The organism is Pseudovibrio sp. W64, assembly GCF_001623145.1.
Lineage (GTDB): Bacteria > Pseudomonadota > Alphaproteobacteria > Rhizobiales > Stappiaceae > Pseudovibrio.
The window spans coordinates 21,849-34,897 of sequence record NZ_LMCI01000040.1; the positions used below are offsets into that span (position 1 = coordinate 21,849).

The window sequence follows — 13,049 nt, forward strand, 5'->3', positions numbered from 1 at the left end:
GCCAACCGCCAAAGCAGCAGCGTCGCAAGGAACGTAAAGGACAGCCCCCATCACTTCACCTCCTCAACAAGCTTCAGCACAGCGTCTTCATCAAGGCGGCCATGCAGGTTGCCATCCATCATGGCAGCTGGTGCACACGAGCACAGGCCAAGGCAATAGACCGGCTCCAGTGTCACCTTCCCATCAGGCGTGGTTTCGTGCCACTTGATGCCAAGGTCTCTTTGAATATCATCTGCAAGCTTTTCGCCGCCCATCGACTGGCAGGCTTCTGCACGGCAAACCTTCAACACATGGCGTCCGGCAGGTTCTGTACGAAAGTCGGGGTAAAAACTCATTGTGCCGTGCACTTCAGCACGGCTCAGGTTCAACCGATCTGCGATCTTTAAAAGCGCATCCTCGGGAACATAACCAAATTTCCCCTGCACATCGTGCAGGATTGGCAGGAGCGGCCCTTCCTGATGTTCGTGGACATCAATAATCGCGGCCGTTTCTTTTTCTATATCCTGCGATTGCGTCTGCAAGGCCATAAAATCCTCCCTCCTCGCACGTCAATGCTTCGTGTTGGCACAATATGTCGCAGGCAATCAATATGATATATCCGTTGGGCGATTGCACATCCCTATCAAGGAAATCACGTAGAGAGCTCTTTGCCCTGCGAAATTCTAGTAATTCTCTTCAAAAAAATGTCCAAAAGCGGCGCACGAGGCTCACGCTGCGTCGCAATCAATCCAACCATAATACTGGCATAAGGATCAGAGATCGGGATAATCTCCAGATGATCGGAGGCAATTGTCTGCGCCACGGCCTGCGGGATAATCGTCCCCCACCGCCCGGTACGCACATGCGCCAGCAGGCACATGATGGAATCTGACTGCAGTACAGGCTTTGCCACCACATCAACATCATGCAGGATATTGTTGATGATACGCCGGCATTGCATGTCACTGGTCAGCAAGCACAACGGGACCCTGCTCACATCCTCCAGCGTGGCATGCTCGCGGCCAGAAAGCGGCCCACCTTCAGCCACTACAAAGCAGTAGCGCTCCCGGTAAAGAGGAATTTGCAAAACCCGCCCCAAAGGCTCGTTATCCAGATAGGTCAGCCCCACATCAATTTCCAGATTTTCCAGCTGCGCCAGAATCTCAGAGGACGGTCGCGAGAACACCGCAAAATCAACGCCCGGGTTTTCCTCGCTAAAGCATGTGGTGAGTTCTGGAACATAGGTCAGAGCTGTGGGGATGGAGGCAATCCGCAACGTACCCGATTGACCATCACTGACCGCCTTCAGCTCCTGCTTCATGGTCCGCGTATCAGCCACAAGCTTGCGGGCCCATTCCAGCACCCGCTCCCCTTCAGGCGTCAGCCCCTGAAAACGCGAGCCACGCAGAACCAGCAGAGCGCCAAGCTGTTCTTCAAGATGTTTGATGTTGGCCGAAAGCGTCGGTTGCGTCACACCACACTCGTCCGCCGCCTTCCCAAAATGCTTCTCACGCGCCAACGCAATAAACATCTCCAGCTTGTCGATCATGGATTATCCTCGCAAACGTTCCCGCAACACCATCCATCAGCAAGCACCAGTCTGTCAGACCGATACCGCTCGGGATTGCTCATATCCTCCTACAAGCAATCCCTTAGATGTTTTTTCTTAGCTCTGAAATGAACTAGCATATTCAGAGCAAGAACGATAACGCGGAACGTCAAGAACACGGCGCGGTTTGGATAAACTCTGCAATCAGACGTTCATACCGATGAAGCTTACACCAGCGACCATGAATATGGCGGCCAGCATGCGGCGCACCCAGTTGCCTTCACCCAGGACGACAAAACCGATTAAGGCGGCAAAGATGACGGAGGTTTCGCGCAAGGCTGAGACAGCGCCCAGCGGGGCAAAGTTTTTGGCGTAAAGCACCAGACCATAAGCAATCATGGAGACCAGACCACCCGTCAGGCCCAGCGCCCATGTTCTCCTGGAAAGGCTTGGCAAAACAGACCACCGCCGCACACCAATGAAGGCTGCGATAAAGACCTGCAAAAACGCACCCCACGCCCAGTAACTCAGCGTGTTGCCAGAAAGCCGGACACCAACACCGTCAACCAGCGAGTAAGCGGAGATACAAACACCTGTGGCAACCGCAAACCCAAGCGCTGCACCGCCAACACCTTGCCGCAAGGCAGACCAGCTGGACATCTGAATACCAAACCCGATCAAGCCAATGCCAAACCACGCCCAAAACGGCAGCACTTCCCCCACAAACAGCATGGCCCATAAGGAAACCAGAGCCGGGACAATACCGCGTGCGATGGGATAGACCACACTCAGGTCCCCATGACGGTACGCCTGCCCCAGCGTGTAGTAGTAGACAAAGTGAATGCAGGTGGAGAGCGCCACATAGCCAAAACTCTCAGGTGCAGGCAAAGGCAGGATCATGATCATGACACCTGCCGGGATCACATGCCCAAACGCCACAAGTCCGAGAGTAAGTGTACGGTCACCCGCTGTTTTAACAATCGCATTCCAGATCGCATGCAACAGTGCTGCTGCAAGGATTATCATTATGATGGATAGGCTCATCAATCAAAACCATTCGTAGTGTGGAAGCCTGCCCGGCAGCTTTAAAAAAGCTCCATCATCCGATCTGCGACTGACCTCGCAACACCAGATAACCGGCTTCCATCTTGTTTTATCTATCTTTTAAAATGCTGTAATTTCGAAGGTTTTCGATTTCTGCATCTGATTGCCTGCGTGCCGCTTTAAGCAGATCACAGGCGGGTAGTCTTGTTTCAACTCAGCTTTTTCGGGAGGCTATGAAGCTTTGAATGCCCCAGTCCGCAAAGGCAGTCACAAACGGTTCGTCAAGCGGGCTGTCGGTCACCACATAATCCACCTGTCGTGGGTCCGGTCCTACATACGGTGCTGTCTCACTCAGCTTGCCATGATCAAACGCAACCAGCACCTGATCCGCTTTCTCTGCAATGGCAGCACTCAGTTGGGATTCAACACTACTTTGATAGAGAAACCCCTTGCTGGCAGAGACCGCATCAAGGCTGAAGATGGCCATATCAAGCGCGAACCGCTGTACCTGACAATAGGTGTCGTGACCAAAGGTTCCCCGGTCATTGACCTGCATTTCACCACCAAGCAAATGCACGCGGTTGCCGTTCACATTCACCAGTGTCTGCGCAACACCAATGGAGTTTGTGACCACCGTCAGGTTCCTACGCAATCTCAGGTCTTCCGCCACATATGCCGTGGTGGAGCCGACATCCAAATAAACGGTCATGCCATCTTCAACCACATCACACACAACAGCGGCGATCAGCCGTTTTTCATTGGTTCGCTGTGAAATACGGCGAAAGAAGCTTGGATCATTTTGCGAGCTCGCCAGATAGGCCCCGCCACGCACCCGCTCAAGGTCTGAAGTCATCGACAAAGACTTCACCGTCCGGCGCACAGTTTCTTCAGAAACATCCAGTGCCTTTGCCAGATCAGCATTGCGTGCCGATCCGCCAAGTCGTTTCAGAACTTCCAGCAGTTCCAGTTCGCGGTGGCTATGAGACATCTGCCCCTCACGTTTGCGCGGATAATCACGTTCTGTGACTGCCTTACTCCACAACTACAGTCAAATTCCAACACATATGTCGATTTATGTTGGAATTTGTGTGCAACTGTGGATTATTTGCTGGCAAACGACCACAGTTACATCTCTCTTTCATATTGCCGGAGTAACGGTCTGTCGGACTGCGCCACACCTGTGGCTTTGGGGGATCAGGAACATGCAAAACAAACGCAATGTGCTTTTTATCATCATCGACCAGCTGCGCGCGGATTGTGTGTTCGGTGAACTTGGCAAACACGTAAACCTGCCAAACCTGCGCGCGTTCATGGAAGACAGCGTCACCTTTACGCGTCACTTCTCCGTCACCAATCCATGTGGCCCGTCCAGAGCGTCACTGCTGACAGGGCAATACGCCATGAACCATCGCTCCGTGCGCAATGGCACACCGCTGAGGCACGACACGCCCAACATCGCAACGCAAATGCGCAAGGCGGGCTATCTGCCCATGCTGTTTGGATACACGGACACCTCACAGGATCCCCGTGCCTTCCATCCGAACGACCCAGCAGTCAGAACCTACGAATACCCGATGAACGGCTTCCATGAGATAACGGAGATGCGCATGGATATGTCCTATCCATGGCAGTCTCACCTCATGAACCAGGGGTATAAATTTGAGAAGTACTGGGACGTCTACAAGCCCATCTCACCCAAAGGCAAAGCCCCACGCCTCAACGATCCTGCGCTCTATGCAGCTGAAGACAGCGACACGGCGTTTCTAACAGATGCCTTCCTCAAGACAATGCCAGCCTACAGTCAGCAAAGCTGGTTCGCGCATCTTACCTACATTCGCCCTCACCCTCCGCTCGTCGCTCCTGCCCCATATAACGACATGTACGATCCGCAGAGCCTGCCGCTCCCAGAGCGACTGGAAAGCGCAGAAGACGAGCAGGCCCAACATCCGTTCTTCACCCCGGTCATGCAAAACAACAGCGCAGCCAGCTTTGTTGAAGGCTTCCCGGATCTGGAACCAACAGACGAGAACATCCGTACCCTGCGCGCAATCTATCTCGGGCTAGCCACAGAAGTGGATCACCATGTAGGCCGTGTTGTGCAGTTCCTCAAAGACACAGGACAGTACGAGGATACTATGGTGGTGATCACGGCTGACCATGGCGAAATGCTGGGCGACCATTACAGCTGGGGGAAAATGACCGTTTATAATGCGGCCTACCACACCCCTCTCATCATCCGCATGCCAGAGGGAGAGCACGGAACGCAGGTCTCACAGATCACCGAGCCCATCGATATCATGCCGACCATTCTGGAATGGGTCGGGCAAGATGTTCCAGGCTCCGTGGATGGCAAGTCCCTACTCCCGTTCCTCCAAGGTGAAACACCTGAGAACTGGCGCACAGTCTCTATGTCAGAGCTGGACTTCGCAGACCCGTTACAGCCAACTCTCTGGCAGCAACAGCTTGGAACCAAACTGGACAACTCCTGCCTGAGCATCTTGCGCGATGAGCGTTTCACACTTGTGGAGTTTGCAGCTGATCTGCCCCCCATGCTGTTTGATGCTAAGGGCAAAGGTGAAATGGAAAATCTGGCGCAAAAGCCAGAGCATGCTCAAACACTGGCACGTATGACCCGTGAACTGCTCCGCCACCGTATGAAGAACATGGACAAGACCCTGTCCAACTGGATGATCACCACAGACGGCCCGAAACACTGACCCGGGAACGGGGCATCACACAATGCCCCGTTTTTCATCACGGACAGACAAACAGCTGATCAGCGCTGTTTAATCTCCTCAATCATCGCCTTCCCGATCTCAGCAATCACCGCATTGCGCTGCTTAAAACTCGCATCACTGCCCGTCATATAGGCTGCTGCAAGATATGGCTTCCCCGTTTCCGGCCAAATAACACCGATAATCCCCCGCGAACCATTGTGACCAGCACCGCTCTTGTCTGCTATGCGCCAGCCCTTCGGCAGATGCTTTCGGATCAACTCATCCGCAACCTTGTCATCCACCATCCACTGCTGCAGCTGTGCACGGGAAGATGGAAGCAACACATCCTCAAACAGCAACCTGTCCAATGTCTTGAGCACAGCAGAAGGCGAAGTAGTATCACGGGGATCTCCGCGCCTGGCTTCGTTCATAGCTGGCTCATTCCGGTCCAGACGCGTCACCCGATCACCAAGCCCACGTAAGAATCTGGTCAGCCCTTCCGGCCCATCAACGCGTTTCAAAAGCAAGTTTGCAGCACTGTTATCGCTCATGGTGACCGTCGCTTCACACAGCTGGCCAACACTCATTCCAGAAGCCACATGGTTCTCCGTAACAGGAGAATAAGAGACAAGCTCGGTTGCTTTGTAAGTGACAAGATCACCAAGGCTCTCTTCACCGCGATCAACACGGCTTAAAACGGCTCCGCAGAGCAATGCCTTAAACGTGCTGGCCATAGGAAACCGCTCATCCGCCCGATGCTCAACGGCCCAGTCAGAACCGGTATGGCGCAGCACCACACCAATGCGCCCTCCAACCTCATCCTCCAACTGACCGACTGTATCCATCAGTGGCCCAGCCTCACTGACCAAAGGCAAGCTCAACGTGAAGGCCAACGCACATGCAAACCGTTTCATAGGAACGCAGCTTTCCTCTAAAAAACGCAACATTCTCCAATTCCTTTCATGACGAGCAGCGGCCCCATCAACAAATAAATTTCATGAAACAGGCACAGCGTATCCCCTGCTGTAAAGCAGAACACTCAGCAGCATAAATTCGCCAAAACCAGCGCTTAAGCTAGAAATTTCATGTGGTGGGCACCGGTATAATCAGATGCATCCTCAGACCTAAACACTTTTAGGTAGAGCCACAAACGACTAATTCTCGACACAAATATTAGAAAAACTAATAGGCATGGACCGACCAAACATCCCCCTCAACGCCCTCCGCGCCTTCGAAGTCGCTGCCCGGCAAGGCAGTTTTACCCGCGCGGCAATCGAGCTGAGAGTCACACAAGCTGCTGTAAGTCATCAACTTATCGCTCTGGAAGAACTACTGGGAACACCTCTTTTCCACCGCACCCCGAAAGGTCTGATCCTCACCGATGAAGGCACAGCCCTGCACCCCATCCTCACTCAAAGCTTCGACAGGATCGGAAACATCCTCGACCGTTTCCTTGATGGTCGCTATCAGGAAACCCTCAATGTCGGCGTGGTAACCACCTTTGCAACTGGCTACCTCATCGAGCGCCTGCCGGACTTTCAGCAAAAGCATCCCGGTGTGAACCTGCGCCTGTTCACCAACAACAACCGCGTCAACATCACCAAAGAAGGTCTTGATATCGCAATACGATTTGGCGAAGGCCTCTGGCCGGGCCTGCAAGCAACACCATTGCTGACCACCCCTTTAACCCCATTGTGTTCACCAGATATCGGACTCTCTCTCAAAACCCGTCAGGATCTCACCAATCACACGCTCTTCCGGTCCTACCGTTCAGATGAATGGGAGTTATGGTTCCAACACGCAGCGACAGCCTGCCCCAAAATCACAGGCCCGGTCTTCGATTCATCCCTCGCCATGGCCGACATGGTTGAAGCAGGTTTAGGCATCGCCCTTCTACCCCATGACATGTTCAAGCGCAGAATTTCAGAAGGTCGCCTCGTCAGACCATTCCCCCTCGAAGTCACAACCGGCAAATACTGGCTCACCCACCTCAAATCCAAACCCGCCACCCCAGCAACCACCCTCTTCAAAAACTGGCTACTCACCCAAAAGTTAGTTTCCCTCAACTCGACACACACAGCTTCCTAAGTAATGGGCGCACTTTCATTTGCGCAGTTCGACAAAGTGTGGCCAATCATAATTAGGTCGGCAAGTTAGACTGCAGTTAAGGTTCATGCCCCTTCAAGGCAATTACCAGCCACCCTAAACATTCGAAAAGCGACTGGAGATTTAATAGCCACCTAAATAAATTTAATTATTTGGCGATCATCAACAACCTCAAACAACATAAAAATTATATCATTTACTATTCTCACAATAAAAACAATGATATAATAAATAACTATTGCACAGAGCATAAATTTGCACCAATCTAAAACAAACCCCACCCTTTCAAACTCACAACAAATCAAATTAACACTATTATATCTTGACATTTAACTTCTAAGATGAAGTATTCATATTATTTTCATGCCAAGCTAAGAATCTCTGGCACGCCACTTTGAGGCTTTTAAAATGTCTATACCTCGTATCTTCATCGGCTATGATAGCCGTGAGATCATTGCCTACCATACACTTTGTCAAAGCATAATTGATACCGCATCAATCCCAGTTCAAATATGCCCGATTGAGAAATCCTCATTAAGAGAGATTTTTAATCGCGAAACACATCCTCTTCAATCAACTGAATTTTCATTCAGTCGTTTTCTTACACCTTATCTCTCGGACTACGAGGGATGGAGCTTGTTTATGGATTGCGACATGATATTTCGTAAAGACATTGCAGAGCTATGGGCACTTCGCGACGATCGGTATGCAGTTATGTGCTGCAAACATGATTATGAACCGGAAGAAGGCATCAAATTCTTAGGAAATCTTCAGAGCAAATATGCAAAGAAAAATTGGTCCAGCGTCATGCTGTTCAACAATGCTCAATGCAAATCACTTACTCCTGAATACGTTAACACGCGAAGTGGTTTAGAGCTTCACCAATTCAAATGGCTTGCAAATGATGATCAGATCGGTCCACTTCCGCTAGTGTGGAATCATCTAGTTGGTGTTTATGATTTTGACCCGAATGCCGCCATTGTGCATTACACAATTGGAGGCCCTTATTTTGAGGAGTTCAAACACTGCGATTATTCTCAAGATTGGGAGCGCTATAAATCACGAATGCTTTCTGCGCAGCAGATTGAAAAGTCCAAACCAGTTCCAGCCTAAAGATAATCATGAAACATTGTGTCGTTACTACATTTCACGAAGCTGGGTATCAGCAATATGGAAAACGGTGTATCGAAAGCTTCCTAATGAAGTGGCCAGACACAGTCTCAATGCTAGTTTACCCTGAAAAGACTTCCGTTAGCTTCTCAGAGCCAAGATTACAGTTGATAGATCCTTTGGTAGCTCTACCAAAGCTACAGCAATTTAAATCTTCTTATTACGATAACCCTTTTGCCAACGGCACCAATCCAATTGTTCCAGAGCAAACGAATAACTTTCGTTGGGATGCTTATCGCTTTTCGAACAAAGTCTTTGCAGTGACAGATGCAATTCGTCGCTGCCATGGCACCTTCGACCAACTTATTTGGCTGGATGCTGACACTGTTACGCACACTGTAATACCAGAAAAGTTTCTTGATAAAATGGCACCCAACGCGAGGCAACTCGCCGCCTACCTCAATCGACGCGGATATCCAGAATGTGGTTGGGTAGGGTACAATCTAAATCATCCTGAGATCTTGAATTTTGCCAACAGATTTGAGCAGATTTATCTCTCTGGTGAATTCCTTACATTCAAAGAAAATCACGACAGCTACATTTTTTGGGAAATCGTTCAGGAAATGGAGCAGGCTAAGAAAGCAACTTTTAAGGAGCTCGGAAGTAGATGGCAAACAGGACATATTTTTATAAAAAGCGCGTTAGGTAAATATGTTGATCACCTCAAAGGGGGCCGAAAAATTGAGGGACGCAGTAAAGAGCGGGATACTCTATCCTTTACACGTAAACTTCCTCGTTTTCTGAAACAAAGTTTTTCTAAATAAAATTTTCAAAAGAAGTGACGTGGCTTAAATGCTCACGACACATCCAGGAGCTATCTGTGACTCATTCTATTCAACGCCTTGGTTTCGATAAGTCAGACCATAGCTTTTGGCAGATATTGATTGTTTGTAGCGGGAAGGAATTTCTCGCAACTGGTGAACAGTTTTTACTCAGTTGCGAGGCATGCTCTCCAGGCCTTCGTGTTGTGATTGGAATTTCAGATGGTGATGAAGAAGCTACTAAGCTTTTACAACAGGTAAGCCAACAACTCTTTGCCACAACAATTTACAAATTTGAATTTACTTCAGATTATGTTTCTACCACCAATACAGCAGCCCTCTATGAGGCTGCAAGCTGGCTGGCTGGTCGATCAAACCACGCCCTATTGATTTTAAGAGTCGATTTTACTGTTGTTGAAGATCTGACATTATTGCCTGTTGTCCTACAAAACTGCGATTTGTCGGTGCATACCATCCGCCTTAAAGAAGACGGACATCGTATTGCCTACCCTCAACCTCTTTGGTTAAAACACTCTCCTAAAACTTACCGCCTTCTGGAGTTCATGAAAAATCACATTGCTCCAGCCAACATACAGACAGACGTTTCTGAAGTGGGCCTTATCAAGAAAGCTATCCTTAAAGAAAACAACAAAATTAAGACTGGGTGTATTCCTGAATATTATCGCGATAAGTCATTACGCAGAAACTCATATATTTTGCGCCGTCCAATTGATCATGTCAAAGGTGAACTAAAGCAACTTACCGGTCTGAAAAGTAAGATCGAGTGCACCAAGAGCAAACCAAAGAACCTGGTGCTATTTCCACTACAGGATATCGGCACTAAGCAGCCATTAGACGATAATAGTTTTTCAATTCGTGTTTCCCGATTATCTCGTCCGGGTCGGATTGGATGGCGCGCAATGGCACGCCTTATTTCTCTGTCGACACAACCTGAAAATTCTGCCAGAATCTTACCTGTAGCTCAATGGGAGATAACTCAGGAGCTAGTGGACCGACTCCATTTTGTCGATCGGCTTTACATTCCCCACAAAACACACAATCAACTTCCAGTTGATAATGCTACTTACTATATGCAGGAGTATCTACCAGAGATATTTACTTGTTCTTCTACTGGTTGGGGCCCTTCCGCAGATTGGGCAAGTTCAGATGATTTTTTAGACTTCTCTATTGAAACACGACTAGAGAAATTTAAAGCTGAACTAAAAGCTGAAAAAAAAACCAAAGCTCCGCAAAAGAAACAAAAACATCAATCAATACCAGATTTTGATATTCTTGCTGTCCTTCAGGTTCCTGATGATGAAGCTCTGACTCTACACGCCAGTTGTACATTAGAAAACTTCATTGAAGATATGGCAAAACTTGCTGAAAGTCAGAGCCTTAAAGTATTACTTCGAAAGCACCCTCTGGATCTTAGCGATTTTTACGACACAGCAAGGAAAAAATGGCGAAGCAAGCATCTGCTCTTTTCTAATGTCGGACATATTCACGACGTACTGGCAAAATCCAAATGTGTAGCTGTCATTAATAGTGGTGTCGGTCTAGAAGCAATGTTATTGGGGAAACCTGTTATTGCTTTCGGTAGAGCTATCTACGATCAAGCAGTCACAACAGTATCCAGTAAAGTCCTCATTCCGTCCTATCAACGTGCTATCTCTGAAGATGATGTCTCACGTATCAAGCGATACGATCATTTCCTTTCATGGTTCCTCTACCATACAAGCTTTAAACTTGATGAAACTCATCTTTATAATACACTTGCGGGCACCGAAGCTACTCGAGTAGTTGAGAACCCAGTCTACAACTACTATCAAGATGAGAAAAAACTAGCGGCATCGCGAGCAAAAAAAGTTGAGTTCAAGAAGTCCAAGCTTTTGGGATTGTCTTTTGCTGATGTTGTTGGAAAAACTAATAAGCCTTTAAAAAAAGCAAAGAAAGTCATCCAAAAAAACTATTACCATGAAGCCGTTAACCGCTCGAAGGGTTTGTTTATGCCGCACTTCCAAGCGGACATGTTGACAGGAAAACGTGTGTGCCTTGTCGGAAATGCTGGAAAGTTACTCGAGAGCAATGCAGCTGAATTTATCGATAGTCACGATATTGTTATAAGAATGAACCTTGGGTGTCCCTACATCGTTAAGAAAGGTATGACTATTGATTCCACATGCAAAAAGTACATTTACGGAATATTTACTGATGCCCGTTCTAGTCAATCAGAAGATTACACCGTCTTAGATCCTAAAACACCAAATCATATTTTAGAGGAATATACCGCGATCTCAGCGATTGGCACAAAATCAGACATCTGGTCATGTTCAACGGCAGATCGTTCAAGACAACTATTCTTTGCGCCAATTTTTAATACTCACAATGTCGCACCTCACCCAAGTTTACATCACCTGTCATCAAAATTTATTCTAGACCACAAAGTAGAACGATTACCGAGTTTCTATACAAAGAAATTGCAGAAAAAGCTCTCAGCAGAGCCTACTTCCGGAATCATTTGGCTTGAGTTTCTCCGTCAGACACAGCTTGAGGAGTTATCCTTGGTGGGCTTTGACTTTAACAAATCCAAACACATCATCCGTGAGGGACTGAGCCTCCTAGAAGCTACTGGAAGATACCGCCATAACCCTCAAAGGGAACAAAATTACGTGAAGAATTGCGTTCTACCAGCACACAGCAATATACACCTTTATTAATTTTTATACTGAATGTGCAGGCACAATTCTTAGTGCATCTCGATGCAACGCTCTTATGATAACTTTAAAATCAAATGAAAGCTTATAATATGTCATTGAAAGAGACCTTAACTACAGAGCGATCAGAAATAGACAGTAAGCAACAAGAGATAGCGCAACTAAGTAAACGGCTACTTCAACTAGAAAATAGAATGTCTGCGGTTGAAGGAAAGAAAGCACGACCACTTGAAAAGCCTGAGATGTCAAAGGCCGCGCAGGAGATGGTTGAAACTCTCTTTTCTCGGCTAAGTCCCATGGATGTTGCCGGGCATGAGTTAGCTCGAGTTGGACGCACCTTTGATGGAGGCTATGTCATGGTGCCTCCACGATCAGAAGAGAAAATTGCGTATTCCTTGGGTATCAACCGTGATGTCTCTTGGGATTTAGAGATGGCGCATAAGGGTCTTAAAATTTATCAATATGACCATACAATTACTGGGCTACCTTGCCAGCATAAGCAGTTTAATTATTTTAAGAAAGGTATAACTGCTTCATTTCAGACCAACAAGCACATGACCTGCTTACGAGATGAGATAAAGAAAAATGGGCATCAGAATGCAAATGACATTTTGCTGAAAATAGACATAGAGGGTGACGAGTGGGAGGTTTTTGCAGATCTAGAGACAAACGAATTACAGAAGTTCTCGCAGATACTGGTTGAGTTTCACGATTTACATAAAGTATATAAGCTATTTTGGTTTAGAACTGCTTTGGAAGCATTGAATAAAATTTTTCAGACACATCAAGCTGTTCATGTTCACGGGAATAACAACACAGCATTGCGCATTGTTGGCGGTTATGCAATTCCACCGGTTCTGGAAGTCACATTTTTACGCCGCAACTCATATCAATTCTCACCATGCACGCGAATTTTTCCGAATAAGTTGGATCAACCAAACAATCCAAGTTTTGCAGAGCACCAATTGGGTAGTTTCCAGTTTCCACACACAGACTAAGCTTGGGC

11 protein-coding genes are annotated in these 13,049 nt (G+C 47.9%); 6 read left to right on the top strand and 5 right to left on the bottom strand.

The genetic code is table 11. The features are described 5' to 3' along the window. Positions 1–50: 50 nt before the first annotated feature. From PsW64_RS23000 to PsW64_RS23015, 4 genes are all read right to left on the bottom strand, one after another. Positions 51–527, bottom strand: coding sequence for a formate dehydrogenase subunit gamma (locus PsW64_RS23000; protein ID WP_063297700.1), 477 nt, complete (start codon positions 525–527; stop codon positions 51–53). Between the two features lie 104 nt (positions 528–631). Continuing rightward, positions 632–1,528 carry a LysR family transcriptional regulator gene (locus PsW64_RS23005; protein WP_057463682.1) on the bottom strand — a complete coding sequence of 299 codons (897 nt, stop codon included), beginning with the start codon at positions 1,526–1,528 and terminating at the stop codon, positions 632–634. A 204-nt stretch (positions 1,529–1,732) separates the two neighbouring features. Then, the gene (locus PsW64_RS23010) at positions 1,733–2,554 is read right to left on the bottom strand and encodes an EamA family transporter (protein ID WP_063289343.1); all 822 of its coding nucleotides are present in this window, start codon (positions 2,552–2,554) and stop codon (positions 1,733–1,735) included. A 232-nt stretch (positions 2,555–2,786) separates the two neighbouring features. Beyond that, the gene (locus tag PsW64_RS23015; protein WP_063299015.1) at positions 2,787–3,560 is read right to left on the bottom strand and encodes a DeoR/GlpR family DNA-binding transcription regulator; all 774 of its coding nucleotides are present in this window, start codon (positions 3,558–3,560) and stop codon (positions 2,787–2,789) included. A 214-nt stretch (positions 3,561–3,774) separates the two neighbouring features. On the opposite strand from PsW64_RS23015, the gene PsW64_RS23020 reads away from it, so the two are divergent. Continuing rightward, positions 3,775–5,289: an alkaline phosphatase family protein gene (locus PsW64_RS23020; RefSeq protein ID WP_063305120.1), complete on the top strand. Its 1,515-nt coding sequence runs from the start codon at positions 3,775–3,777 to the stop codon at positions 5,287–5,289. A gap of 59 nt (positions 5,290–5,348) precedes the next feature. Here the strand turns inward: PsW64_RS23020 and blaPSV are convergent, their stop codons facing one another. Next, on the bottom strand, positions 5,349–6,203 hold the full coding sequence (gene blaPSV, locus PsW64_RS23025) for a PSV family class A beta-lactamase (RefSeq protein WP_063305121.1): 855 nt from the start codon (positions 6,201–6,203) through the stop codon (positions 5,349–5,351). Between the two features lie 277 nt (positions 6,204–6,480). Here blaPSV and PsW64_RS23030 point away from each other — a divergent pair, with 277 nt between their 5' ends. The 5 genes from PsW64_RS23030 to PsW64_RS23055 all read left to right on the top strand — a co-directional run bounded on the left by PsW64_RS23030 (position 6,481) and on the right by PsW64_RS23055 (position 13,041). Then, complete coding sequence (locus tag PsW64_RS23030; RefSeq protein ID WP_063305122.1) at positions 6,481–7,377, top strand: LysR family transcriptional regulator; 897 nt, start codon at positions 6,481–6,483, stop codon at positions 7,375–7,377. A gap of 426 nt (positions 7,378–7,803) precedes the next feature. After that, positions 7,804–8,508 (top strand): hypothetical protein, encoded by a 705-nt coding sequence (locus tag PsW64_RS23040; RefSeq protein WP_063305124.1) that lies wholly within the window; start codon positions 7,804–7,806, stop codon positions 8,506–8,508. Positions 8,509–8,594: 86 nt separating this feature from the next. After that, entirely contained in the window at positions 8,595–9,329 is a 735-nt protein-coding gene (locus tag PsW64_RS23045) for a hypothetical protein (protein WP_206599573.1), read from the top strand. 56 nt (positions 9,330–9,385) lie between these two features. After that, entirely contained in the window at positions 9,386–12,046 is a 2,661-nt protein-coding gene (locus PsW64_RS23050; protein WP_153042414.1) for a glycosyltransferase family 29 protein, read from the top strand. A gap of 191 nt (positions 12,047–12,237) precedes the next feature. Then, on the top strand, positions 12,238–13,041 hold the full coding sequence (locus tag PsW64_RS23055) for an FkbM family methyltransferase (RefSeq protein WP_159096948.1): 804 nt from the start codon (positions 12,238–12,240) through the stop codon (positions 13,039–13,041). The last annotated feature ends 8 nt before the right edge of the window (positions 13,042–13,049 follow it).

Coding starts and splice junctions, on each gene's coding strand:
- PsW64_RS23020 (WP_063305120.1), top strand. CDS start 3,775: ATGCAAAACAAACGCAATGTGCTTTTTATCATCATCGACCAGCTGCGC.
- PsW64_RS23030 (WP_063305122.1), top strand. CDS start 6,481: ATGGACCGACCAAACATCCCCCTCAACGCCCTCCGCGCCTTCGAAGTC.
- blaPSV (WP_063305121.1), bottom strand. CDS start 6,203: ATGAAACGGTTTGCATGTGCGTTGGCCTTCACGTTGAGCTTGCCTTTG.
- PsW64_RS23040 (WP_063305124.1), top strand. CDS start 7,804: ATGTCTATACCTCGTATCTTCATCGGCTATGATAGCCGTGAGATCATT.
- PsW64_RS23045 (WP_206599573.1), top strand. CDS start 8,595: ATGAAGTGGCCAGACACAGTCTCAATGCTAGTTTACCCTGAAAAGACT.
- PsW64_RS23005 (WP_057463682.1), bottom strand. CDS start 1,528: ATGATCGACAAGCTGGAGATGTTTATTGCGTTGGCGCGTGAGAAGCAT.
- PsW64_RS23010 (WP_063289343.1), bottom strand. CDS start 2,554: ATGATAATCCTTGCAGCAGCACTGTTGCATGCGATCTGGAATGCGATT.
- PsW64_RS23000 (WP_063297700.1), bottom strand. CDS start 527: ATGGCCTTGCAGACGCAATCGCAGGATATAGAAAAAGAAACGGCCGCG.
- PsW64_RS23015 (WP_063299015.1), bottom strand. CDS start 3,560: ATGTCTCATAGCCACCGCGAACTGGAACTGCTGGAAGTTCTGAAACGA.
- PsW64_RS23055 (WP_159096948.1), top strand. CDS start 12,238: ATGTCTGCGGTTGAAGGAAAGAAAGCACGACCACTTGAAAAGCCTGAG.